Genomic DNA, 25160 nt, shown 5'->3' with positions numbered 1-25160 from the left:
CCACGTCGTCGTGTTGGCAATCCACGTCGTCGTGTCAGCGTTTCGGGCGCGGGAAGTGGACCGCCAACTCGGCGACGTTGTCGAGGTACTCGGGGTCGATCTCGCCGTGGACCGGTTCCGTTTCGGCAATCACCGTGGTCTGCCGCATCCGCCGGGAGTCGTAATTGCGGCCGGTCCATTCGATATCGCCCGCCCCGACCACATGTCCCGGCAGTGGTGAGACGTTGCCGGTGCCGTACACGTCGGCGATCCTCCGCAACCGCGCGGCCTGCGCGGACGTCGGCATCCGAACCCAGGAGATCGACACGACCATGCGGTTCCCGTGCTCGTCGTCGAGGGTGAACAACGACCGGTCGAGCGACCGACACGGATTGCGGATCAGGAAACGTTGCACCTCGCCGTACGAGTTGATGCCGCATTCGAGGGCCCGCTCGACCTTCCGCGCCGGCCGTTTCAGTTTCAGGTGCCGCAGCGCCTGCGCCGGTCGGCCCTTCTTCACCGCCTGGGTGCTCTTGGTGAACGCCTGCGGGCTCGCCTGCGTCATTCCCGCCTTCATCGACATCCCACCCGTACCGGCCGTCATTCCACCGGTCACCGGTCCGTAGGCGACGACGGCCGTCACTCCCACGACGGCGACGCTGCGCTTCTTCGTCCAACGACCCTTCGAATCTCGAGGCTGATCCGGCCCGCCCACGTCCACCTCCCCAGCTCGACAACCGCCCGATCATGGGTGAAGCACTCGGAACCTCCAAGATCGCATTTCGATCTTCACCGGAACGGCGCAGTTCTTCCGACGTGGATCGCCAACGAACCGACGCAGATTGCTGACACGCCCGCATGGAATGCCAACACGGCGACGTGAGTTGCTGACACGCCCGCATGAGGTGCTGACACGGCGGGGGTCGTTTTAAACCTCGGTCACGCCAACGGAGCAATCTCGGGGCGTGCCGGGAAAGCGTGGCGGATCGTCGGCGAGCGGGCGGTTTCCAGGCGTGTTACAACCATTCTCGAGGTCCAATCCAGTGCCCTTTCGGGTGGGCGCATTCCGCACCGGGGCCGGGGCCGTGGGATCAGCGAAAGGGGACGGCCAACGTGTCTTCCGGTCGGAAGCCCGCTCGAACGACGCGGCGTGGGCCGCTCGCGCTGCTCGGTGTCCTGGCGTGTGTCGGCATGATGCTGATCCCGCCGCCTCCGACGGCCGCGCAGACCGGGAACACGGCGATCGTGCGCGCCTACGTCGGCGACATCCGCACCGGGCCGAGCACGATCGGACCGCTCCAGGGCGCCGAGTTCGGACTGTTCCCGACGAGTCCGGAGGCGAGCATCGACGACAACGACGGGTTCACCAGGCAAACGCCGTTGTTCAGCTGCACCTCCGACGCCCAGGGCTGGTGCACGTTCACCGTCGACACGGCGCAGTTGCCGCAGAATCGCCGGCTGTGGCTGGCCGCGACGGGCGCCGACGGCGGGCACTACGCGAACCCGCAGTGGCAGACCGGTCCGCTGCTGGGTAACCAGAACGACATGCGCTCGATCCGGCACGTCTTCCAGACGCCCGTGATCGTGGCCGGCCAGACGTACTCCTCGTACGGCGCCGACCGCAACTGGATCACCGACCCCGGCCTGCAGACGAGCCCGCAGAGCAACGTGCCCGAGTTCCAACGCCGGACCGCATCCGGTGGTGTCATCCCGATGTCGCGGGAGAACCCGCCGATGAACGAGGACTGCGGGCTGAACGTGGCGCTGGTCGTGGACCTGTCGAGTTCGGTCGGCGACAACGTCGAGCAGATCAAGGACGCGCTGGACAACTTCGTGACGTCGTTGCGCGGCACTCCGTCCAAGGCGGCGCTGCTGACGTTCGGCACGGACTCACCCGCGGCCGGCTACGACGGCAACACGGGTCTGCTCCCGGTCGCGACGAACTCCGACAACCAGGCGTTCCGCGATCTCTACGCCGACTGGGACTCGCCCGGGACCAACTACACGAACTGGGACCGGGGTCTCGCCGAGGTGGCGGAGGCCAACGAGACGGCGGCCGCGGACCAGCAGTTCGACATGGCGATCATGCTGACGGACGGCAACCCGACCGTGTACGGGCCCAATCCGGTGGGCAGCCGCGGACCGAACGACCCGGGCAGCGGCTACACCCGTTTCCGCGAACTGGGCAACGCCAACGCCTCGGCGAACCTGGTCAAGAGCCAGGGCACGCGGATCATGGCGGTCGGTGTCGGTGCCGGCGTCTCGACCGAGGGCGCCGCGTACAACCTGCGCACCATCTCGGGTCGCACCGGCTACGACGGCACGAACATCCACGAGGCCGACTACTTCCAGACGCCCGACTACGGCGAGGCGGCCGAGGCGCTGCACGGCCTGGTGCTGGGCAACTGCGCGCCCTCGGTGTCGGTGGTGAAGCAGATCGTGCCCTACGACGGGACGATCGACGACGCCTACACCCCGAACAACCCGTGGACGTTCGCCGCGGAGACCAGTTCCGGCACCGTCGAACCGGCGACCGCGCAGACCGATCCGCAGACGGGTGCGACGAACTTCGACCTCGAGTTCGACCCCGGGCCGGTCGACGTGGGCATCACCGAGACGCAGCAACCCGGCTACGAGTCGATGCCGCAGGAGACGGCGTGTGTCAACAAGGCGACCGGCGAGGACGTGCCGGTTCCGGTGACACCCGATCCGGACAACCCCGAGGCGTTCACGATCGAGGACATCGGGATGCACGGGTTCATCTCGTGCACCGTCTACAACAGAGCGCCGGACTTCACCGCGGGCTCGGCCGTCGTGCACAAGCAGTGGGAGGTCACGACGACCACCGGCCCGGACGGTGAGACCAGCACGACCAGCTACAACCACGGTTCGCAGCCGCCCGGGCTCACGGCGTCGCTCACGTTGGACGGCCCGGACGGTGCGCCCGCGAGCGCGCAGCCGTGGAGCGTGAGCCGCGAGGGATACAGCGTCGCCGACGACGGATCGGTGGCGGTGAACGAGAACGTCGGGATCAGTCCGACCAACTGCGAGTTGACGGGCAGCAGCATCGCGGGCACGGGCACCGACGGCACCGACATCACCCCGGGAACGCCGGCGAACATGCCGCTGCAACCGGGCGTCAACGAATGGACGATCACCAACGAGGTGGAATGCCACAGCCGGCTGCGCCTCACCAAGGTCGTCCACGGCGGCGAGCTCGACCCGCAGTGGTGGCAGCTGCAGGGCATCGGCCCGGACGGCGCGCTGCCCGGGCCGAGCGGACGCACCGAGACGGCATGGGCCGACGTGACGCCGGGCGCGGTGTACCAGCTCGCCGAGCAGGCCGACGAGCCCGAACCCGACGGACCCGCACCGCACGACGTCGTGCACTACGTGCAGAACGACCAGCGCACGCAGCCGTTGGAGTTCCCGCAGTCGACGGGTTCCTGGGGTTGCACGCAGACCACGGGCTCCGGTGGCGGCGCGTTCTCGACCGACAGCGAGGGTGCCGTGGCGGTGCCGCTCGGTGAGGACGTCGAATGCACCGCCGTGAACATGACGTCGACGATGAACGTCGTCAAGGTCGTCGAGGGCGGCGACGCGCAGCCGGAGGACTTCACGTTCCGATTGAGCCCGCGCGACCCGGTGCCGCCGGGCGGGCACGACCACGACGTCCCCGGTGGCGGCAACCAGCACGTGCGGCCGAACCAGCCGTACGCGATCGCCGAGGTCGACGGCCCGGACGGATACCTGCTGCACGACCTGACGTGCCGCACCGGCGTCACCCGTGCCTACCAACCGCTCGACCCGAACAACTGGCAGCTCGCGCCGGGCGGGCGAGCCGTGTGCACGGCGGTGAACCGCATGCTGTCCGAACTGACGGTGGAGAAGATCGACGCCGACGACTCCGATCCGTTGCCGGGCAGCGAGTTCGAGCTGTACCGCGACGTCGACGGGGACGGCGAGGACGGCTACACCGACGACGCACCCGATCCGGACGACGAACTCGTCGGCAGCTGCTCGACGGGCGAGGACGGCCGGTGCGAGGTCGGGGAGCTGGACTTCGGCGACTACTACTGGTTCGAGCGCACCGCGCCGGACGGTTACGACCTGCCCGCGGACCGCACGAGCGGCATCATCGCGGTGGACGCCGAGAACGCCGGCGATCCGCACGTCACGACCGTGACCAACAGCCGTACCCCCGATCCGACACCGACCACGACCCCGACGTCACCGACCACACCGACGTCGCCCACGTCGCCCACCACGCCCACGACACCGACGACACCCACGTCGCCGACGTCTCCGACCACGCCGACCCAGCCGCCGACGACCGGTCCGACGGACCCGACGGACCCGACCGGGCCTCCGGTGCCGACGGGGGCCGATCCGGGGCCGCCGCCCGGTGACCAGGGAGCGGTGCCGCCCGGCGGTCCACACGGGACCCACCCGGACGGCGCAGCGGGGGAGGACAAGCTGTCGCAGACCGGCGCGAACATCGGAGTGCCGCTCGCGCTCGGCGTGGCGTTGCTGGTGGCCGGTGCGGCACTGACGGCCCTGACCAAACGCCGCCGCAACGGCGAGTAAGAAGCCCCCGTGGGCCCCATGGTCGCTCCCACCCGTCTCCCACCGCCACCCAACCGGACACGCTCCGCGTGGCAGTGTTGACCAAGCGACATGGCCCTTGGGAACTCCTCGTGCGGGGCCGGGTGAAGGCCGGAATGGCTCCCGCATGGGAATCGCCATGGGCGGGGTGCGTATTACACCTCTGACCTGCGATTTTTCGCACTTTTGCGGGCTGGCGCGTGGGCCTGCGGACATGGCACATTCGGGGGTGCGTTGGGCCACGTCCCCCAGCGCCGAGGGTCTCTCCCGGCAATCCCATAACTCGCGAGTGCGGCAGCGTTATGCGCCGAGGCGTCGAGTCCTTCGCCAATGGGACGGCGAGCGCGGTTCAGGAAGGAGGTGTCACGATGCGAGTGATCTACACCGCGATTCGTCGCTATGTCGCCGAGCTGAACAGGATTCAGGATGTCGGCCGCGGCTTCGTTCCGTACCGGGGCGAGTCGGCCGGCCGCTGACACGCCGGCATCACGGCATTCCCTTGCTGGCAGGTCCGGCGTTCACACGCCGCGGTCGAACACCGGACCTGACCAAAGCCACAGAGCCACAGAGAAACCCATCGAGCCCGGGCCCCGAGCGGCCCGGGCTTTCGTGTTTCCGAAACTTTTCGGCGACCCCTCGCGCGGGCCACCCACTTGGCGTAGGCTGCGGTTGACGGCGCCGCCACGGCACCGAAAATCGCAGGTCACAGCGTTCTGAGCCGCTACTCGAAGCGGCCGCTCCGCGACCTCCGCGAAGATGAAGGCCCTTTCACGACAGCTTCACCGACGATTCAGCGCCGGGCCACAAGCTTGTTGTCATGGTCGAGTTGACAGGCAGCGGCGTGTTCACCCTCGCGGTGTTCGGTGTCGCGGTCATCGCGTGGATGACGGGAAAGCTGGACGACACGTTCGTCGGGCTTTCCGCTGCCGCCGTGCTCGTTTTCGGCGGGATCGTCCCGTCGGAGGAGCTGTTCGGCGCACTCGGCTCCGAAACCATCTGGCTGCTGATCGCCGCGTTCATCCTCGCGGCCGGGCTCACGAGGACGGGCCTGCCGACGCGGTTCGCGATCATCCTGTGCAGCAAGGCCACCTCGGTCCGCGGCCTGGCGCACCTGCTCACCGCGGCGCTCGTCGTCAGTGCGCTGGCGATCCCCGCGACGTCGGGCCGGGCCGCGCTGGCGCTGCCGATCTTCCTGGCACTGGCGGCCACCCTGGCCGACCGGCCCGCGGTGGTCCGCGCGTTCGCGCTGCTGTTCCCGACGGTGATCCTGCTGTCGGCGGCCGCGACGATCACCGGCGCGGGCGCCCACCTGATCACCAGCCAGCTGCTCGAGCAGAGCACGGGCAGCGGCATCGGGTACGCGCAGTGGCTGATGCTCGGCTTCCCGTTCGCGGTGGTCAGCTCGCACCTCGCGGCCGAGATCGTGCTGCTGGTGATGACGCGTCGGGCCGACCGCCGTGAGCGGATCGTCCTCGACGTCGACCGCCTCGCCGAGCACACCGGCATCGACGCCCGCGCCCCGCTGACGTCGGAGCAGCTGCGCGCGGTGACGGTCCTGGCGTTCGTCATCACGCTGTGGTGCACCGAGGCGTGGCACGGCATGTCGCCGGCGCTCGTCGCGCTCTTCGGCGCGATCGTCACGACCGCCCCCGGATTCGGACTCACCGCCCTGCCGAAGGCGCTGTCGACCGTGCCGTGGTCGCTGCTGCTGTTCATGGTGACGACCGCGGTGCTCGGCATGGCGCTCACGACGTCCGGTGCGGCGGAGTGGCTGGGCCAGTCGCTGCTGTCCGGCATGAACGGCGCGGCCGCGTTCCTCGTGGTGGTCGTCATCGTCAGCGCCGCCGCGCACCTGGTGCTGCAGTCGCGTTCGGCGCGCTCGTCGGTGCTGATCCCGCTGCTGATCCCGCTGGCGATGGCCGCAGGGCTCAACCCCGTCGCCGTCGCGTTCGCGTCCACGGTGGCCGCGGGCTTCTGCCACACCCTGCCGTCGTCGGCGAAGCCGGTGGCCATGTTCGCCGCCGTCACCGACGCCCCGACCTACCGCAAGTCCGACCTGCTGCGGATCTCCGCGTTCCTCGGTCCGCTCACGGTCGCCCTCGTCCTGGCATTCGCGCTGGCCGTCTGGCCGGCCATGGGCCTGTCGCTGCAGGCCCACTGAGAGAAGGAGACACCACCATGACCACGACCATTCCGATGCGTTTCGTCATCGCTCCGAGCGGCTTCAAGGAGTCGCTGGACGCCGAGTCGGTCGCGGCGGCCATGGCCGCGGGCATCCGTCGCGTGCTGCCGGGCGCGCACGTCGACACGGTTCCGCTCGTCGACGGTGGTGAAGGCTCCGCGAAGACCCTCGCGGCGGCGACGGACGGCGAGATCGTCCCGGCGACGGTGACCGGTCCGGTCGGCCGCCCCGTCGAGTCGCATTTCGCCGTGCTGGGCGGACCGGCCGACGCGCCGCGCACGGCATTCGTCGAGATGGCCGCGGCCGCCGGCCTGCGCCTGGTCCCGAACGACGAGCGCGACCCCGGTTACACGACGACCTACGGTGTCGGCGAGCTGATCACGGCCGCCCTCGACGCCGGGTGCCGCCGGATCCTCGTCGGCTGCGGCGACTCCGGCACGTCCGACGGCGGTGCGGGTGCGCTGCGCGCCCTCGGCGCCCGGGTGCTCGGCCCGGACGGCGAGCAGGTCGCCGACGGCGGCTACGCGCTCGCCGACGCGATCGACCTCGATGTGTCCGGTGTGGACCCGCGGCTGGCCGAGACCGAGATCCTCGTCGCCTGCAACCAGCACAACGTGCTGACCGGCGACAACGGCGTCGCGCGCATCTTCGGCCCGCAGAAGGGCGCGACCGAGGAGCAGGTCGGTCTGCTGGAGAAGGGCCTGACCCAGTGGGCCAAGCTGATCGAGTACCGCTGCGACCGCGATGTGCGCACCGCTCCGGGCACCGGCGCGTCCGGCGGTCTCGGCGCGGGCCTGGCCGGCGTGCTGGGCGCGCGGCTGCTGCCCCGTTTCGACGTGCTGCTCGACCACGTCGACCTCGACAGCAAGCTCGCCGGCGCGACCTGGTGCTGACGGCCGAGGGCGCGATCGACTTCCAGACCCCCAACGGCAAGATCCCCGCCGAGGTCGCCCGCAGGGCGAAGCTGCGCGGCAAGCCGGTGATCGCGCTGGCCGGCACGATCGGCCGCGGCGCGCGGGCCACACACGAGGCCGGCATCGACGCCTACACCGGCATCCTGTCGGCTCCGGTCGCGCTGAGCGAGGCCATGGAGACCGCGGAGAAGCTGGTCACCGACGCCACGGAGCGCACCCTCCGGCTGATCCTGGTCGGCAGCTCTCTGTGCGCCTGACCCACACGCCCGCCGTGTCAGCAATCCACGACGCCGTGTCGGCACAAAGCGGCGACGCGGAATGCTGACAGGCGTTAGTGGAGTGCCCGTTTCGACCGCAGCTGCGTGACGACGGCCAATGTGGACATCACGACGACCACGGCGAGTCCGACCGCGATCGGCGGCAGCGCATGTCCGAACACCAGTCCGACCACGCCGATGACCAGCAGGGCCGCCGCGGCCAGATACCGTTCGCGGGCCACCGCGCCGGTACGGGACCGCAGGAACAGAATGTTTCCTGCCAGGTAGATCAGCGGGCCGCCGACCGTCGTCAGCACCAACGGGGCGTCGGTGTGGTCGTGGCTGATCCGCAGCTCGATCGACACTGCGACGACGATCGCGCCCGCGACCATCAGCGCGTGGGCGTACGCGAACGCCGACCGCAGCGCGCTGGTGCTCTCGTCGCCGTGGCTGGCCTGCGTGTCGTGGCCGGCGAGCGCAAAGTACGCCCACCACATGACGAACAGGCCCACGAACCCGAACAGCGAGGCGAGCACGGCGCGGACCGTGATCTCCTCCATGCCGTACAGCGTGTTGCCCATGATGAGGATCGACTCGCCGAGCGCGATGATGAACACCAGCCGGTTGCGCTCGGCGAGATGTTCCGCGTCGGTCGCCACGTGTGCATGGGTGCGGATCCGAGCCCGGGGAAGCGGAAGTCGAACCGCGGCCCCGAGACGTCGATCAGCAACGCGATCGCCCAGACGATCAGCCGCGGCACCGTGTCCAGGAACGCACCGGCGAGGAAGAGCACGCCCGCGGACGAACTCCACGCGAGCAGGTTCGTGTAGTTCTTCGCGAGCACGTGCCCGCGCATCGCGACCGCCATGAATGCCGCCCTGCCGACCTGCGCGGCGACGTAGCAGGCGGCGAACAACAGTCCGTCCTCGGTGAACGCGTGCGGCAGGGCCAGCGCCATACCCAGCGAGGCGAGCATGAGCAGTCCGTTGAGGACCCGGACGAGACCGCTGCGCGGGTCGAGCCAGTTCATCGCCCACGCCGAGTAGTTCCACGCCCACCACACCGCGCCGAACAGCACGGCGAACTCGACGAAGCCGAGCCACGTCAGGTGGTCCAGGAGGGTGTGCGAGACCTGGATGATCGCGAAGACGTACACCAGGTCGAAGAACAGCTCGATCGGAGCGACCTCCGACCGTTCGCGCCCCTCGGGCCGCAGTAAGCGGGGCCGTACCACCTGCGAGTTCACGACGAGTCCTCCCGAGAACGTCGACCATGCCGCGCGGGATTCTAAGCATGGACAAGGACGTTCTGCCCGGCACGCGACGTGCCGCGTGCCGGGCAGAACCGTTCAAATAGGACTATTCCGGTGTAACGCGCGCGCCGTGTTGGCGATCCACGACGCCGTGTTGGCACAAAGCGGCGACGCGGAATACTGACACGGCGACGTGGGGTGCTGACACGGCGACGTGGGGTGCTGACACGGCGTTAGTGGAGGCGGTTTCTCGCCTCGCGGTGGGCGTCGTTGACGGCGGCGCCCGCGGCCAGGTGGCGTCGGTGGGGACGCGTTCCGTGCCGTCGTCGGTGGCGCGCCAGCTCGGCGGTTCCGCCTGCCCGCCGAGCGCCCACGCGGCCTGCCGCGCCGCGCCGACCGCCACGTGCTCCATCTCGGGCGGCACCACGACCGGCACGCCGAAGACGGCCGGGGCGACGGCGCGCACGGCCTCCGACCGGGACGCGCCGCCCGTCAGCAGCACGCGCCGCACCGGAACGCCGTGTTCCCGCAGCGCATCGAGGCCCGCCGCCAGGCCGCACAGCATGCCCTCGACGGCGGCGCGCGCGATGTTCGCCGGCGTCATGTTCGCCCGGCGCAGGCCCACCAACGATCCGGTGGCGTCCGGCAGGTTCGGCGTCCGCTCACCGTCCAGATAGGGCAGTAGCGTCACCCCGTCGGCACCCGGCTCGGCCGACAACGCCAACGCGTCGAGTCCCTCGAGGTCCGTGCCCAGCATCGTCGCCGTCGCGGTCAGTACCCGCGCGGCGTTGAGCGTGCACGCCAGGGGCAGGAAACGTCCGGTCGCGTCGGCGAAGCCGGCGACGACGCCCGTGCCGTCGGCGACCGGCTTGTCGGCCACGCCGAACACGGTTCCGCTGGTGCCCAGCGACACCGCGACGTCGCCGTCGGCGAGCTCGAGGGCCAATCCGGCGGCCATGTTGTCACCCGTGCCCGCGGCGACGAGCACCCCGTCGGCGGTGTACCCGGCGGGTTCGGCGGGGCCGAGCACCCGCGGCAGTTCCAGTTCCCTGCCGAACGCGTGCACCAGCAGATCCGGACGGTACCGACCCTCGGCCGGCGAGTAGTAGCCGGTGCCGGAGGCGTCGCCGCGGTCGGTCGTGGGCTCACCGGTGGCGCCGAGCAGCTGCCACGTCAACCAGTCGTGCGGCAGCAGCACGCGGCGGACGCGTTCGGCCGCTGCCGGTTCGTGCTCGGCCAGCCACCGCAGCTTCGTCACGGTGAAGCTGGCCAGCGGCACCGAGCCGACCGCGTCGGCCCACGCCTGCCCGCCGCCCAGTTCGTCGACGAGCTCCTCGGCCGCGGGCGCTGAGCGGACGTCGTTCCACAGCAGCGCATCGCGCACGACCTCGCCGTCGTCGTCGATGGTCACCATGCCGTGCTGCTGACCGGCGACCGCGACCGCGCGGACGTCGTCGAGCAGTCCGTCGCCCGCGGTGCGCAGCGCGCGCCACCACTCGGCCGGATCCACCTCGGTGGCGTCGGGATGCGCCGCCTGCCCGGTGCGCACCACATCACCGGTGGCGGCATCGATGACGACGACCTTGGTGGACTGGGTGGACGAGTCCACCCCCGCTACCAGCTCGCTCACGGTGTCAGACGTCCCTTCTGCTCGCGGCCGCCGACCCCGTGCTCACTGTCCGGACAACCGTTGTCCGGACGCCGGGTCGAAGGCGTGTACCTCCCCAGTGTCGCGCAACGCGACCCGAACCGTCTCGCCCAAACGGGGTGGGGTTCGGCCGTCGGCGCGCACGACCACGCGGTCCGGCTGCCCCTCGAGCGCCCCGTGCACGTAGGCGTCGGCCCCGAGCTCCTCGACGAGCTCGACCCGCAGGTCGAAACCGTCGTCGCCGGCGCCCACCAGTGTCAACGACTCGGGCCGAACGCCCACCGTCACCTCGGCGAGGTCGGTGCGCACGGGCAGGCCGAAGCTCAGGCCGCCGAGCTTGACGGTGCCGCCGTCCACGCCGACCGTCAGCAGGTTCATCGCGGGCGAGCCGATGAACCCGGCGACGAACACGTTGGCAGGGGTGTCGTAGAGCTCGCGGGGCGCGGCGCACTGCTGGAGCAGGCCGTCGCGCAGCACGGCGACCCGGTCGCCCATCGTCATGGCCTCGACCTGGTCGTGCGTGACGTAGATGGTGGTCGTGGCCAGGCGTTGCTGCAGGGCGGCGATGTTCGCGCGCGTCTCGACGCGCAGTTTGGCGTCGAGGTTCGACAGCGGCTCGTCCATCAGGAACACGGCGGGCTCGCGCACGATCGCCCTGCCCATGGCCACGCGCTGTCGCTGACCGCCGGACAGCGCCTTCGGCTTGCGGTCGAGGTACTTGGTCAGGTCGAGCAGCTCGGCCGCCTCGTCCACCTTGACCTTGATGTCCGCATTGGACACACCGCGGAGTTTCAGCGAGAACGCCATGTTCTCCCGCACGCTCATGTGCGGGTAGAGCGCGTACGACTGGAACACCATCGCGATGTCGCGGTCCTTCGGCGGAAGGTGCGTGACGTCGCGGTCGCCGATCGAGATCGTGCCCTCGTCGACGTCCTCGAGACCCGCGGCCATCCGCAGCGCCGTCGACTTGCCCGATCCGGACGGCCCGACGAGGACGAGGAACTCGCCGTCGCCGACGCACAGGTCGAGCCCGTCCACGGCACGGACGGCGTTGGCACCCGGGTAGATCCGGGATGCGCCGGCGTACTGCACTTGCGCCATCGGTAACTCCTTTACTTGACAGCGCCCATGGAAAGGCCGCGTACCAGGTGGTTCTGCGCGAACCAGCCGATGATCATCACGGGCAGCGAGGCCAGCAGCGCGGCCGCCGACAGCTGCGCCCAGAACAGGCCCTCGCTCGTGATGAAGCCGACGAGGAAGACCGGCACCGTGCCGGCCTGGGCCGCGGTCAGGTTCACCGCGTAGAAGAACTCGGTCCACGAGAAGATCACGCAGATCAACGCCGTCGCCGCGATACCGGGCGCCACGACGGGCAGGATCACGCGGTACAGCAACGTCGGCAGGCTCGCGCCGTCCACGCGTGCCGCCTCGATCATCTCCCGTGGCACCTCGAGGAAGAACGAACGCATCATCCACACCGCGAGCGGCATGTTCATGCCCGCGTACAGCACGATGAGCGCCCAGACGTTGTCCAGCATCCGGAAGTTCTGCGAGATCACGTACAGCGGGATGATCGCCGCGACCACCGGGAGCATCTTCGTGGACAGGAAGAAGCCGAGCGCGTTGGCCGTCTGCTTGATCGGTGCGAGCGACAGCGCGTACGCCGCGGGGATGCCGAGCAGCAGCACCAGCAGCGTCGAGGACACGGTCACGAACGCCGAGTTCGCCAGGTACGGCAGGAATCCGCGGTCGAGGATCGTCGTGAACTGGTCGAGCGTCGGCGTGAACGCGAACGTCGGCGGATCGGTCGCCGCGTCCACCTCGTGCTTGAACGAGGTGACGACCATCCAGATCACCGGGAACACGAACAGCAGCGCGAGCACCCACGTCACCGCGGTCAGCGCGCCGCGGCCGAGCCGGTGCGCGGCGGAGCCTCGGGACCTTGCCGTGGAGGACTTCGCCGCGGAGCCGCGGGACCTGGAGTCTTGGGACACTGTGGACACCATCGTCACTTCACCCCGCGGGAGACGTCGAAGGTGCGGAACATCAGGCGCAGCGCGAAGGTCGCCACGATCAGCGTCATGATCACCACGATGACGCCCATCGCCGACGACTGTCCGACGTCGAAGCCCTCGAATGCCCGTTGGTAGATGTAGAACGGCAGGTTGGTGCTCGCCGTGCCGGGGCCGCCCTGGGTCATCAGGTAGATCGCGTCGAAGCTGTTCACGATGTAGATCGCGCCCAGCAGCACCGCCAACTGCAGGTACCGCGACAGCTGCGGCAGGGTGATCGACACGAACGTGCGCCACCGGCCCGCGCCGTCCACCTGCGCCGCCTCGAGGACCTCGCGCGACTGCGCCTGCAGTCCGGCGAGGATCAGCAGCATCATGAACGGCGTCCACTGCCAGGTGATCTGGGCCATCACGGCGGCGAGCGGATAGTCCGACAGCCAGTCGACCTGCACGCCCAGCGCCCAGTTCAGCAGGCCGTAGGTCGGGTCGAACATCGTCGTCTTCCACAGCAGCGCCCCGGCCGCGGGCAGGATCAGGAACGGCGTGATCAGCAACGTCCGGACGACGCCGCGGCCGGGGAACGAGCGGTCCAGCAGCAACGCCAGGCCCAGTCCGAGCAGCATCGCGACGAACACGCAGACCACCGTCAACAGCACGGTGTTGACCAGTGCCTGCAGGAACACCGAGTCGCTGAAGACCGCGACGTAGTTGTCGAACCCGACGAAGTGCTGCGACCCGGGGCGCACCATGTTCCACGACTGGAACGAGTTGAACACCGTGACCAGGAACGGGATCTGGGTGACGGCGATCGTGAACAGCAGCGCCGGCAACAGCGGCGCGCGCCGGCGCCAGCCCTCGGCACGTTCCCGGCTGCGCACCTCCGACGGCGGTTTCTCCGGCCGCTCCGGCGCCGGCTGCAGAGTGGTCGTCATCGCTCACTCTCCTGATAGGACCTGCCGACGACCTCGGCGTACTCCTGCGCCTGCTGCAAGGCGTCGTCGGGCGACTTCTGGCCCGCGATCGCGGCCGAGAGCTGCTGCGACACGCGCGTGCCGAGGTCCTGGAACTCGGGGATGCTCAGGAACTGGAGTCCCTCGTACGGCACGGGCCGGGTCATCGTGTGGTCCTGATCGGCCACGCTGATCGCGTCGAGCGTCGGCTGTGCGTACGCCTCGGCGGCCTCGCGATACTCGGGAATGTCGTATGTGGACAGCCGGCAGCCGCTGGGGACCCGGTTCCAGCCGAACTCCTCGCCGACCGTCTGCACGAACTCCTTGCCGGTCATCCAGCGCAGGAAGTCCCACGACGCCTGCTTGTTGTCGGCGACCTTCGGGATGGCCAGCGACCACGTGTACAGCCAGCCCGCGGCGTCGGTGTCCTTGCGCGGCGCGGGAACGTACCCGGACTTGCCGACGACCTCACTGCTCTGCGGGTCCTCGTTGGTGCCGGCCATGACCGTCGCGTCGTACCACATCGCGGCCTGCCCACGGCCGTAGCGATTGCCGCACTCCTGGAAACCGGCCGACGCGGCGCCGACCTGGCCGTGCTCGCGGACGAGGTCGACGTAGAACTCCCACGCCTGCCGGAACTGCGGCGAATCGAGCTCGGCGTTCCAGTTCTCGTCGTACCAGCGGCCGCCGAAGGTGTTGACCACGGTGTTGAACGGGGCGAGGCTCTCGCCCCAGCCGGGCAGGCCGCGCAGGCAGATGCCCGAGACGCCGCTGTCGGGGTCGTGCAGCTCCGCGGCGAACTCCTGCACCTGCTCCCACGTCGGGTTGGCCGGCATCTCCAGGCCCGCCTCGGCGAACAGGTCCTCGCGGTAGGCCAGGAACGACGACTCGCCGTAGAACGGCACCGAGTACATGTCGCCCTGGTGCGACAGCGAGTCCTTGATGCTCGGGATGAAATCGCCGTCGTCGTAGCTCGGATCGGCGTCGATGTAGGGCTGCAGGTTCTCGAGCCAGCCGTTCTCGGCCCATTGCGGCGTCTCGTAGTTGCTGATCATCACGGCGTCGAACTCGCCGCCCTCGTTGGCGACCGATGCGGTGATCTTGGCGCGTGCCTGGTTCTCCGGCAGCTGCACGAACTTCAGGTCGATGCCCGGGTTCTCGGCCTCGACTGGTGCGACAGCGCGACCGCGTCCTCCATCTGCGGGTTCGACACGATCGCGATGACCAAGGTCTGGTCGCCCGCGCCGAGCGCGCCCGCGCCCGCGCAGCCCGCCGCAGGCAGCACCGCCGTCAGCAGGATCGCCAGCCGCGTCAACACCCCGCGCGGTCGCCCGGACCGGCCGCTGCTGGTGCGCCGGTTGTGGTTAGGCATCGCCGCCTCCGGGCAGCACCTGCGTCTTCAGTCCCTTGCCGCTGCGCATCAACTCCAGCGCCTCGGGGAACCGTTCGAGCGGGAGGCTCTCGGTGAGCAGCGACGTCGTGTCGATGGCGCCGGTGGCGACGAGGTTGAGCGCGGCGCCGTAGCTGTGCAGCACCGCCATCGAGCCGACGATGGTGATCTCGTCGTTGTAGATGCGGAACGGCGACAGCGATACGCGCGCCTCCTCGGGCGCGACGCCGAAGACGAGCAGTCGTCCGCCGCGGCGCAGCGAGTCGAACGCGGCCTCGATCGCCGGCGCGGCGCCGGTGCAGTCGACGGCGGCGTCGAACTTCTCGTCGTCGAGTTCCGCGACGTCGCCGACGACGGCCTCGGCGCCGAGTTCGCGGGGCCGGGCGAGCCGGTCGGGGTTGCGGTCGACCATCGTCACCGCGGCGCCCGCGCGCTGCAGCAGCTGCTGCAGGATCAGGCCCATCGTGCCCGCGCCGAGCACGAGGAACCGTTCGCCCGCCTCGACGCCGATGCGCCGGACGCGTGCACCGCGCACGACACGGGCTCGACGAGCGCCCCCTCTTGGAACGTCATGCCGTCGGGCATGCGGTAACAGGTGTCGGCGGGCACGGCGACGTACTCGGCGAATGCACCGTCGACCGTGTCCCCCGTGGCGCCCCAGTTGGCACACAGGTTCCCGTGGCCGGCGCGGCACGGACCGCAGTAGCCGCAGAACAACGACGGGTCGACCGCGACGCGGTCGCCGACGACGAAGCCGCCGGGCGCGTTCGCGCCCACCTCGACGATCTCGCCGGCGAACTCGTGTCCGGGGACGATGGGATACGGCGACGGCGGGAAGTGGCCGTCGGCGATGTGCAGGTCCGTCCCGCAGATGCCGCACGCGCCCACGCGCACGACGACGTCGCGGTCACGGGGTGTGGGATCGGGGACGTCGCCGACGCGGACCGAGCCCGGCGTATCGATGATCGCGCTCGCATGAGGCGCCACCCTCCTGATGCTCGAGCGACAGTGCTCTGCGGGTGAGGCGTGCTCGCCGGAGCGCTCACGGGGAGCGCTCACCTGTCCACCCGGCCGAGTTCTTCCACTCGGCCGATGCGGATGCGATGCTCAGCTGAGCAACTCCGCTCACTGTCCAAGACTCACTGCCTGGGTACTGACTGACAGGTGCATTCAAGGCTCGGGAGGTCGGTTAAGTCAATGTTTCCATGCGAACTTCGCGATAGATTGCTCATATGAGCACCAATCGACGACGTGGCCCGTCCGGACCGGCCGCGCTCCTGCAGGCCGCGGCGATCGGCCGGCGGTTCTATGTGCAGGGGGCGTCCAAACTCGAGATCGCGGAGGAGTTCGGGATCAGCCGCTTCAAGGTGGCGCGCATCCTGGACAACGCCTTGGCCAGCGGATTGGTGCGGGTCGAGTTCGACCTGCCGCTGCCGCTCGAGCGACGTTGTCGGACGAGGTCGCGCAGGCGTACGGCCTGCGCCGTGCCCTCGTGCTCGAACGAGCAGGAAGCACGGAGATCGAGCTCAGGAAGCGGATCGGCGCGATGACGGCCGACCTGCTCACCGAGATCGTCACCGAGGACGACGTGCTCGGCGTGGTGTGGGCCCGCACGGTGAACGCGATGACGAACTCGCTGCGGAGCCTCGCGCGGTGCCCCGTGGTGCAGCTGTGCGGGGTCTCGTCGCGGATCGACGCACGCGAACATTCGGCCGACCGGTCGGTGGAGACGGTGCGGCAGATCGCGGCGGTCTCGGGCGGCGAGGCGTTCCCCGTGTTCGGCCCTCTCGTGCTGCCGGACCACCGCACCGCGCACACGTTGCGCCAGCAGCCGGGGATCGCCGAGGCGTTCGAGCGATTCTCGCGCATCACGACCGCGGTGGTCAGCATCGGCGCGTGGCGCTCCGGTCAGTCCACTGTGTACAACGTGCTCGGCGAGCAGCAACGGGAGGCGTTGGCCCGCAAGGGCGCGATCGCCGAGGTCGCGGCGCGGCTGTTCGACGCCGACGGCAACGAGCTGTCCGGCGACCAGGGGCATCACGTGCTGGCGATCAGCGTCCCCGAGCTCAAGCGGGTGCCCGAGGTGATCGCACTCGGCGGCGGCGAGGAGAAGGCCGACGCCATCGCCGCGGTCCTCCGGTCCGGCATGGTCAACACCCTGATCACCGACGCCGGCGCCGCGCAACGCCTCGTCGAACTCGCCTGAACCGGACGCTCGTCGGCCGGGGGTCAGAAGTCGACCGCGTCGGCGACGTCGGCCTCGTGCACGTGGCGGACGTCGTTGCGGGGCGGAGGATCGGCGAACTTCGCCGCACCCGACTCGTTCAGCACGTACAGCCGTCCATTGTGGTCGGTGATGCCCTGGGTCATGCTGGGCGCGCGGTAGCACCGGGCCGTCGGGTCGATCTCGGTGGCGCCCTCGTCGACCGTGTAGATGTTGCTGCGGTTGGTGCGGCCGTACGAGGTGCTGTAGATGAACGTGCCGTCGGCGACCGTCATGCCCTGCGTCTTCATCGGCACTCGTACTCGGTGCCCTGGGTCAGCGTGCCGTCGGCAGCGACCGAGAAGGCGTGCATGACGTCGCGGTCGACGTCGTTGAACTTGCCGGAGTACAGCGTCGTGCCGTCGGTGCCGAGGAACGAGGCCGCCGGCACCTCCTGCGCCTCGCCGACCTGCGTGAGGTACGGGGTGCCGCCGGCCTGCAACGCATCGCCGAGTTCGTCGAGGTCGTACTTGCGGATCCGGTCGGAACCGCGGCCCGACACGAACGCCCAGTCGTCGACCACCGCGAGCCCGCCCACGTGTGCGCCGGCGATGGCGACCGAGCCGACGTGCTCGCCCGAGTCGGCCTCGATGCCGTGGATGCGCGCGTCGGCACCGTCCTGATAGGCGGTGACCAGCAACAGGTTCGTACCGCTGCCGTCCCAGTCCGCCCAGTGGCCGAGGCCCTGCGGGGTGAAGTCGTCGTCGAGGTGCGGGATCTCGGCGCCCTGCGAGTAGCGCTCGTCGTAGATCTCCGACGCCGATTCCCCGGGATAGAACGGATCGCTGCCCATTTCGGTCTCGCACGAGATCGCCTGTGCGGATGCGGGTGCGGTGGTGGTGTGGGTGGGCGCGGGTGCGGCGGTCGCTGCGGTCGGCGCGAGGCCGCAGGCCAGGGCCGTGCCGGCCACCAGAGCAAGGGTCTTCCGAGTGCCGGTCATGTCATCTCCCAGGCGTGCCGAAACCGGACAGGCCCCCGATGCTCCCGCCTCACCACCGCACCCACAACTCAATTGCGCCGAACGTGAGTTATCCACAGGGTCTGTGGTTGTCCACATTTCTGTGGACAACTCGCCGTGGATGGAGGCGCCTAACGCAACCGAGGGCCTTGGTTGCGCCTAACGCGACCAAGGGGCCTCGGGAGCAGGAAAATCAGACGGTGATGGATACCTGGTGGAGGCCGGGGCCTTCCGCGGAGACCGCGGCTTCGCCGTTGCCCGTGCGGTGCAGGGCGCGGACCGTCCACGAGCCGGGCGCGGCGTAGAACCGGAAGTCGCCCTCCGGGGAGGCCTGCACCTCGCCGACGAACTCGCCGTCGGCGTTGAGCAGCCGCACGTACGCACCGCCGAGAGCGCCCTCGGCACCTGTCACCTTGCCCGCGACGACGACCTGGTCGCCGGTGTCCTCACCGGTCACCACAGCGGTCTGCGCGGGAGCGCCGCAACCGTCCGACATGTCACTTCCCTTCGTTCGCGCCGGTCTCGACCGGGACGCCGACCAGCGAGCCGTACTCGGTCCACGAGCCGTCGTAGTTCTTCACGTCCTGCAGGCCCATCAGCTCGCGCAGCGCGAACCACGTGTGGCTGGAGCGCTCGCCGATGCGGCAGTAGGCGATGGTGGCCTTCGACGTGTCGAGGCCGGCCTCCTCGTAGAGCTCCTTGAGCTCCTCGGCCGTCTTGAACGTGCCGTCCTCGTTGGCGGTCTGCGCCCACGGCACGTTCAGCGCGACGGGATGTGGCCGCCGCGCTGCGCCGACTCCTGCGGCAGGTGCGCCGGAGCGAGCAGCTTGCCGGAGAACTCGTCGGGCGAACGCACGTCGACCAGGTTCTTCGTGTTGATCGCGTCGACGACCTCGTCGCGGAAGGCGCGCAGGTTCAGGTCCTGGTCGCTGGCCTGGTAGGTCGTGGTGGCGCGCTCCGGCACGTCCTTGACGAGCTCGCGGCCGTCCAGCTCCCACTTCTTGCGGCCGCCGTCGAGCAGCTTGACCTTGTCGTGGCCGTAGAGCTTGAAGTACCAGTACGCGTACGCGGCGAACCAGTTGTTGTTGCCGCCGTAGAGGATCACCAGGTCATCGTTCGAGATGCCCTTCGACGACAGCAGCTTCTCGAAACCGGCCTTGTCGACGAAGTCGCGACGAACCGGGTCCTGCAGCTCGTTCTTCCAGTCGATCTTCACGGCGCCGCGGATGTGGCCACCGTCGTACGCGGTCGTGTCCTCGTCGACCTCGGCGAACACGACACCGGAGGTGTCGAGGTTCTCCTCGGCCCACTGCGTTGTGACCAGGACGTCTTCACGGCTCATGGAGCGGCACTCTCTTTCTTCTTTCTCGGTGGCCTTGTCTTCCGGCCTGCTGCCTTGTGTGTCGTGTGCTCGGGTGTTGTCCAGGAAGGTGCTCTAGGAAGCACTGCCCGCTCGCGGCGCGAACCGTTTGGCCAGCAGGTACATCTCACAGCCCAGGCAGAAGTTGAACACCGCGTTGAGCAACGCGGCGAACAGTGCGAGGGCCGTGGCGACGACGCCGAGCGCGAGCACGCCACTGGCATACCCGATGGTTCCCACCAGCGCGAACGCGAATCCCACCGCCTGGGCGAACCGGAGGGGTGCGACGTCCTCGCGTTCGTCGGTCGGCTGCAACCGCGGCGCCACGAGCACCCGGTACAGCACCGCGTACGGGGCGGGCCGCAGCCCCACGAACGCACCGATCGCGAACACCACCGTCTGGGCCGCCAGCAGCGGCCACCACCCGGTGGCCAGCACGATCACCAGCACGGCCGACGTGACGGCCGCGGCGAACCGGGGACCGCGCGGATCGACCTGCTGCGGGGCGGACATGACACCTCCTGGAATCGCCGGCCCGGGTCGGCGCCGGCGGTGGTCGATCAGGTGTCGCCGAGCCTACTCAGGCTCCCTCGGCGCGGGAACCGTGTTCAGTCTGTGGGACGAGACGTCTCGGCCAGGGCCGGTTCGAGGGCGTCGAGCAGCGCATCCTTGCTCGGCACCCCGGACACCCTGAGCAGTTCGGCCCCGGTGGCCGAGTAGGCGATCGTGGTGGGCGTGCGCAGCACGCCGAGATCGCGCGCGATCTCGGGTTTGTCGGTGACGTCGAGGTCGACGTGGTGCAGGCCGGGAGTGTGTTCGGCGACGTGACCGAGCAGGGCCCGCGTGTGCCGGCAGGGCGCGCAGAAGGTCGTCGAGATCTGCACGAGCGTCACCGACCCCTCGGCCAGCGCCCCGCGCACCTCGGCGGGAACGTCGGAGGCCGGCACGGTCGTCGGCGTCGTCCCGGTCGTCGAGGTCGCGGTCATCCGTACCCTCCCGTTGCGCGCACGCAGCAGCAGGCCCACGCCCACGGCGGCCACCACGGTGACCAGGGCCGCGATGAGGCCCCACTGTCCCGTCACGAGCCCTCCTGCCTGCCTCGCCCGCGGGCTACCGCGTGATCGCCGCGTCCCCGAAGACGACGTCCTTCGCGTTGCCCTTCACCGTGATGCTGTCGTTGCCGACCTCGACACCGGTCGGGGTCACCGTGAACGGCAGGTCGCCGGTGTTGATGTCGGCCTCGAAGCTCGGCAGCAGCTGCTGCTGCACAGCCTGGGGAACAACCGTCGTCTCGCGGTCATTCCCGAACTGCAGGCGCTGCGGCGTGATCTCGACGGTCGTGCCGGACAGGCGGATCATGGCGAACGCGTAGATCTCCAACTCCTGGCCGGCGAGCTTCACCTTGCCGGACAGCCGGATGCCGGCCGAGGCGTCGTCGTTGTCCTCGCCGTCGGCGCCGACCTCACCGTTCTCGCCGTTCGAGTCGCCGCCGGTGTTGGCGGAGTCGTCGCCGTCGGTCTCCTGCGCCTGGGCGCCCGCGCCGTCGCCGTGACGCACGTACGCCTCGCTGGACGGCGCGATCCGCAGGTCCTCGATGTTGTCGAGGGGGCTGATCTGGTTGATGTCGCTGGCCTTGAGCGTCACCTCGCCGTCGACCTCGCCGATGTTGACGTTGTCGACATTGCCCTCGGTCAGGTCGGTCAGCGGAGCGTCGACGTCGCGCAACTCGGCCTTGACGTCGACGTCACGCAGCATGTCCTGCACCGGCACCGACTTGGCCTCCACCGTGATGCGGCCGTAGTTGCCGCCGATGGCCTGGGTGAGGAACGGGAAGCCGTGGATGCCGACCTCGGGGGCGTTCTCGACGCCCAACTGGTCCTTGCCCTGCTGGGAGACGGTGTGCTCGGCGAACGTCGCGGCGCCGAAGTCGACGGCGACGAGCACGCCGACGACCAGCACCAGAACCGTGATGATCCGGCGCACGCGTCGTCCGGAACGGCGCTTGGACGGCTGGGGCTGCTGGGACACGGGGTCACTCACGGCGGGTCTCACTCGGCTTCTGTTCGGCTCAGCGCGTACGGGGCTCTGAGCAGGGGACTCTAGGGGTAACCGGGGGCCGGCGGCCGACCGGCCGGGGATGGGCGGGTAACCGGATCGTGAACTCCCCATTGTGTGATGCCGGTTTCACGGCCGCAGACACCTACGTCCCGGTGGGGTTATTGTCACCGAAGACCTGCCCGGGGTGTCCTCGAGGCGATCGAAAACTGTGAGGCGGTGGCGATGAGCCTGGACTTGCTGGTACTCACTGCGGAATCCGACGCCACCTCGGTGCTTCCTGCTCTCGACCTGCTGCCGCACACGGTACGCGTGCGCGCTCCCGAGGTCACCGCGTTGCTGGACGCAGGGCACCGGGACGTCATCCTGCTCGACGCGAGAAGCGACCTGGCCTCGGCCAAGAGCCTGAGCCGGCTGCTCAAGGGCGCGGGCGACGAGGACGCCACGACCCCGGTCATCGCCGTCGTCGGCGAGGGCGGACTGGTCGCGGTCAGCTCCGAGTGGCGCACCGACGACATCCTGCTGCCCACCGCCGGCCCGGCCGAGGTCGACGCACGGCTGCGCCTGGCGACCACCCGCGACGGCGGCACCCCGCAGGTCGACGCCGAGCTGCGCGTCGGCGATCTCGTGATCGACGAGGCCACCTACACCGCGCGCCTGCGCAAGCGCACCCTCGAACTGACCTACAAGGAGTTCGAGCTCCTCAAGTACCTCGCCCAGCACGCGGGCCGTGTCTTCACGCGCGCCCAGCTGCTGCAGGAGGTGTGGGGTTACGACTTCTTCGGCGGCACCCGGACGGTCGACGTCCACGTGCGACGGTTGCGCGCCAAGCTCGGCCCCGAGCACGAGCAGATGATCGGCACCGTCCGCAACGTCGGCTACAAGTTCGAACGCCCGGCGAAGTCGAGCGGTCCGACCAAAGGAGGCAACCCCGGCGCAGGAGGGCCCGCCTCGCCCGCCGGCCTCACCTTCGCCGAGTCCGACGACGTCGGCGAGTACTCCGGGCGCTGACACCGAATCGGCCGACCCCGCAGCCGCGCCCCGCATTAGCCTGGCGGACATGGAGCTGGAATGGGTCGACAAGGTCGCGGACCTCGGTGAGGCGCGCACCGCCGCGGTGCACGCGCTGCTGACCGCCGCCCGGGACATCGACGGCAAGCCCGAGATCGAACCCGGCGGACCACTGCCGGGCGAGTTCGACGGCGGCCGGATGCTGCTGGCCACGGCCGGCGACCGGGTCGTGGGCGTCGCGCACGTCGACGTCGGCGGGGACTCGTTCGGCAGGAAGGTCGCCGAGCTCGTCATCCACCCCGACCATCGGCTCACCGGTCTCGGCGGCGCGCTCGGGGAGGCGCTGCTGGCCGAGTACCCGCGCAACCTGCGCCTCTGGGCGCACGGCGACCAGGCGGGTGCGGCGACGTTGGCCGAGCGGTTCGGGCTCGCCCGTGCGCGCGAGCTGCTGATCATGCACGTCGACGTCGAGGGTGCGGACTGGCCCGAGCCGACGCTGCCCGACGGCGTCACGCTGCGCACGTTCCGGCCCGGCGTCGACGAACAGGCGCTGATCGACGTCAACGCCAAGGCCTTCGACTGGCACCCCGAGCAGGGCGCACTCACCGTGGCCGAGCTGACCGCGACCGAGTCCGAGTCGTGGTTCGACCCCGACGGGCTGTTCCTCGCCGAACGCGACGGCACGGTCATCGGCTTCCACTGGACGAAGGTCCACCCGCCGAACCCGGCGAAGTTCGGCGGCAAGGCGGCCGGCGAGGTGTACGTCGTGGGCGTCGACCCGGCCGCGCAGGGCGGCGGGCTCGGCCGCGCGCTGACCCTCGCGGGCCTGCGTCACCTGCGCGAACGCGGTCTCGAGCAGGTGATCCTCTACGTCGAGGGCGACAACGAACCCGCCGTGGCCGTCTACCGGCGGCTCGGTTTCACGCCCTACGAGGTCGACGTCCAGTACGGCACCGCCGACACCGTGTGAGCTGTCACGAACGGCCTCCGACGGCGAGCGCGGTGGTAGCGTCGCGAGCGGCCAGTCGCACCCACGCACGTGGGTCAGGGAATCCGGTGCGAATCCGGAACTGACGCGCAGCGGTAAGGGCGACGGCCGGGACAACGCCAGCTCTGACCTGGTGAGCCACTGGACGCCCGCGCGGCGCCCGGGAAGGCGTTCCGGCCGGACGACCCCGAGTCCGAAGACCTGCTGGCCCCGGTTCGCCGACGAACCGGCCCCCGGTCCGATTCGGGCTCCGCGCATGAGCCCTCGACGCCCAAGGAACACCGTGCCGATCCGGTCGCTCACCGCTCGAACCGTCCCCGCCGCCGCGCTGACGCTCCTGCTGGCCGCCCCACTCGCCGCCTGTGGCGCGGGCCCGGCCGAGGACCGCGAGGCCGCCGCCGAGGGCTATCCGCGCACCATCGAGAACTGCGGCCACACCACCGAGGTGCACGAACCGCCGCAGCGCGTCGTCGCCCTGAACCAGGCCAGCACCGAACTGCTGCTCTCGCTCGGGCTCGGGGACCGCATCGTCGGCACGTCGATGTGGACCGATCCGGTGCTGCCGCACCTGCGCGAGGCCGCCGACGACCTGCCGCGGCTGGCCGAGAACATGCCGTCGTTCGAATCGGTGCTCGAGGCCGAACCGGACTTCGTCGCCGGGTCGTTCGCCGCCACCCTCGGCCAGGGCGGGGTGGCCACACGCGAGCAGTTCGACGAGCTCGGCGTGCCCAACTACCTCTCGCCCACCGACTGCGGCACGAAGGACAACGAGGCCGCGGGAGGCGACGGGGCGCGCACCGCGCCGTTGACCATGGACGTGCTGTACGGCGAGATCCGCGACCTCGCGCAGATCTTCGACGTCGAGGACCGCGGGGAGCGGCTCATCGACGACCTGCAGCGCCGCCTCGGCGCCATCGACGTCGAGGCACCCGACACGTCGATCATGTACTGGTTCGCCAACTCCGATTCGCCGTACCTCGCGGGCTGCTGCGGAGCGCCCGGGATCATGACGAAGGCCGTCGGCGCGCAGAACACGTTCGACGACACCCACGCCGAATGGCCGCAGATCAACTGGGAGAACATCGCCGACCGCGACCCCGACGTCATCGTCCTCGGCGACCTCACCCGGCGTTCGCAGACCGCCGAGTCGGCCGCCACGAAGATCGATTTCCTCGAGTCGCACCCGGTCACCAAGGACATGACGGCCGTGCGCGAGCAGCGCTACGTCGAGGTGTCCGGGCAGTCGCTGAACCCGACGATCCGCACCGTCGACGGCGCCGAGGAGCTGGCCGCGAAACTGCGCGAGTTCCGCATGGCCGAGTGACGCGCGGGACGA

Annotated in this window: 17 protein-coding genes, 6 pseudogenes and 1 riboswitch; of the genes and pseudogenes, 7 read left to right on the top strand and 16 right to left on the bottom strand. The window is 69.9% G+C overall.

The features are described from left to right. Positions 1-34 precede the first annotated feature (34 nt). A complete protein-coding gene (locus BJF85_RS09030) occupies positions 35-694 on the bottom strand; it encodes a hypothetical protein (protein ID WP_075846621.1) in 660 nt (219 codons plus the stop codon). 398 nt (positions 695-1092) lie between these two features. Here BJF85_RS09030 and BJF85_RS09025 point away from each other — a divergent pair, with 398 nt between their 5' ends. The 3 genes and pseudogenes from BJF85_RS09025 to BJF85_RS09015 all read left to right on the top strand — a co-directional run bounded on the left by BJF85_RS09025 (position 1093) and on the right by BJF85_RS09015 (position 7937). Continuing rightward, positions 1093-4566 (top strand): SpaA isopeptide-forming pilin-related protein, encoded by a 3474-nt coding sequence (locus BJF85_RS09025; RefSeq protein ID WP_139320542.1) that lies wholly within the window; start codon positions 1093-1095, stop codon positions 4564-4566. 835 nt (positions 4567-5401) lie between these two features. After that, positions 5402-6745 carry an SLC13 family permease gene (locus tag BJF85_RS09020; RefSeq protein WP_075846591.1) on the top strand — a complete coding sequence of 448 codons (1344 nt, stop codon included), beginning with the start codon at positions 5402-5404 and terminating at the stop codon, positions 6743-6745. 17 nt (positions 6746-6762) lie between these two features. Then, positions 6763-7937: pseudogene (locus BJF85_RS09015) on the top strand (glycerate kinase). A 74-nt stretch (positions 7938-8011) separates the two neighbouring features. Here the strand turns inward: BJF85_RS09015 and BJF85_RS29875 are convergent. The 8 genes and pseudogenes from BJF85_RS29875 to BJF85_RS08980 all read right to left on the bottom strand — a co-directional run bounded on the left by BJF85_RS29875 (position 8012) and on the right by BJF85_RS08980 (position 16176). Continuing rightward, positions 8012-8596 (bottom strand): low temperature requirement protein A, encoded by a 585-nt coding sequence (locus BJF85_RS29875; protein WP_255375499.1) that lies wholly within the window; start codon positions 8594-8596, stop codon positions 8012-8014. A gap of 107 nt (positions 8597-8703) precedes the next feature. Beyond that, a pseudogene (locus tag BJF85_RS29870) lies at positions 8704-9093 on the bottom strand (low temperature requirement protein A); the annotation flags it as partial. A gap of 202 nt (positions 9094-9295) precedes the next feature. Beyond that, positions 9296-10819, bottom strand: a complete 1524-nt coding sequence (xylB, locus tag BJF85_RS09005) for a xylulokinase (RefSeq protein ID WP_139320541.1) — start codon at positions 10817-10819, stop codon at positions 9296-9298. Between the two features lie 42 nt (positions 10820-10861). Beyond that, positions 10862-11938, bottom strand: coding sequence for an ABC transporter ATP-binding protein (locus BJF85_RS09000; RefSeq protein ID WP_075846590.1), 1077 nt, complete (start codon positions 11936-11938; stop codon positions 10862-10864). Positions 11939-11949: 11 nt separating this feature from the next. Then, positions 11950-12843, bottom strand: coding sequence for a carbohydrate ABC transporter permease (locus BJF85_RS08995; protein WP_083666139.1), 894 nt, complete (start codon positions 12841-12843; stop codon positions 11950-11952). A 2-nt stretch (positions 12844-12845) separates the two neighbouring features. Further along, positions 12846-13781 (bottom strand): carbohydrate ABC transporter permease, encoded by a 936-nt coding sequence (locus tag BJF85_RS08990; protein ID WP_075846589.1) that lies wholly within the window; start codon positions 13779-13781, stop codon positions 12846-12848. After that, positions 13778-15117: pseudogene (locus BJF85_RS08985) on the bottom strand (sugar ABC transporter substrate-binding protein). The gene BJF85_RS08990 and the pseudogene BJF85_RS08985 overlap by 4 nt, the downstream one beginning before the upstream one ends. Before the next feature lie 46 nt (positions 15118-15163). After that, positions 15164-16176 (bottom strand): annotated as a pseudogene (locus BJF85_RS08980) (zinc-dependent alcohol dehydrogenase family protein). Between the two features lie 245 nt (positions 16177-16421). Between BJF85_RS08980 and BJF85_RS08975 the strand changes: the two are divergent. Continuing rightward, a pseudogene (locus tag BJF85_RS08975) lies at positions 16422-17395 on the top strand (sugar-binding transcriptional regulator). Between the two features lie 23 nt (positions 17396-17418). Here the strand turns inward: BJF85_RS08975 and BJF85_RS08970 are convergent. The 7 genes and pseudogenes from BJF85_RS08970 to BJF85_RS08940 form a co-directional block, all read right to left on the bottom strand. Continuing rightward, entirely contained in the window at positions 17419-17703 is a 285-nt protein-coding gene (locus BJF85_RS08970; RefSeq protein WP_139320540.1) for a glutaminyl-peptide cyclotransferase, read from the bottom strand. Continuing rightward, positions 17700-18392, bottom strand: coding sequence for a hypothetical protein (locus BJF85_RS08965; protein WP_139320539.1), 693 nt, complete (start codon positions 18390-18392; stop codon positions 17700-17702). Before BJF85_RS08965 ends, BJF85_RS08970 begins: the two co-directional genes overlap by 4 nt. Positions 18393-18603: 211 nt before the next feature. Further along, entirely contained in the window at positions 18604-18906 is a 303-nt protein-coding gene (locus BJF85_RS08960) for a DUF1416 domain-containing protein (protein ID WP_075846586.1), read from the bottom strand. Position 18907: 1 nt separating this feature from the next. Further along, a pseudogene (locus BJF85_RS08955) lies at positions 18908-19752 on the bottom strand (sulfurtransferase). A 93-nt stretch (positions 19753-19845) separates the two neighbouring features. Next, on the bottom strand, positions 19846-20283 hold the full coding sequence (locus BJF85_RS08950) for a DUF4395 domain-containing protein (RefSeq protein ID WP_075846585.1): 438 nt from the start codon (positions 20281-20283) through the stop codon (positions 19846-19848). 95 nt (positions 20284-20378) lie between these two features. Further along, positions 20379-20852 (bottom strand): thioredoxin family protein, encoded by a 474-nt coding sequence (locus BJF85_RS08945; RefSeq protein ID WP_075846584.1) that lies wholly within the window; start codon positions 20850-20852, stop codon positions 20379-20381. A 28-nt stretch (positions 20853-20880) separates the two neighbouring features. After that, positions 20881-21753: a DUF2993 domain-containing protein gene (locus BJF85_RS08940; RefSeq protein ID WP_075846583.1), complete on the bottom strand. Its 873-nt coding sequence runs from the start codon at positions 21751-21753 to the stop codon at positions 20881-20883. Between the two features lie 297 nt (positions 21754-22050). Between BJF85_RS08940 and BJF85_RS08935 the strand changes: the two genes are divergently transcribed. From BJF85_RS08935 to BJF85_RS08925, 3 genes are all read left to right on the top strand, one after another. After that, the gene (locus BJF85_RS08935) at positions 22051-22836 is read left to right on the top strand and encodes a response regulator transcription factor (RefSeq protein ID WP_075846619.1); all 786 of its coding nucleotides are present in this window, start codon (positions 22051-22053) and stop codon (positions 22834-22836) included. A gap of 49 nt (positions 22837-22885) precedes the next feature. Next, a complete protein-coding gene (mshD, locus tag BJF85_RS08930) occupies positions 22886-23806 on the top strand; it encodes a mycothiol synthase (protein WP_075846582.1) in 921 nt (306 codons plus the stop codon). 35 nt (positions 23807-23841) lie between these two features. Continuing rightward, a riboswitch (cobalamin riboswitch) is annotated at positions 23842-24048 on the top strand. Between the two features lie 59 nt (positions 24049-24107). Continuing rightward, positions 24108-25148 carry an ABC transporter substrate-binding protein gene (locus BJF85_RS08925; RefSeq protein WP_255375496.1) on the top strand — a complete coding sequence of 347 codons (1041 nt, stop codon included), beginning with the start codon at positions 24108-24110 and terminating at the stop codon, positions 25146-25148. The last annotated feature ends 12 nt before the right edge of the window (positions 25149-25160 follow it).

Source organism: Saccharomonospora sp. CUA-673 (assembly GCF_001942305.1).
Classification (GTDB): domain Bacteria; phylum Actinomycetota; class Actinomycetes; order Mycobacteriales; family Pseudonocardiaceae; genus Prauserella.
This window is presented reverse-complemented; position numbering and strand designations above follow the sequence as displayed.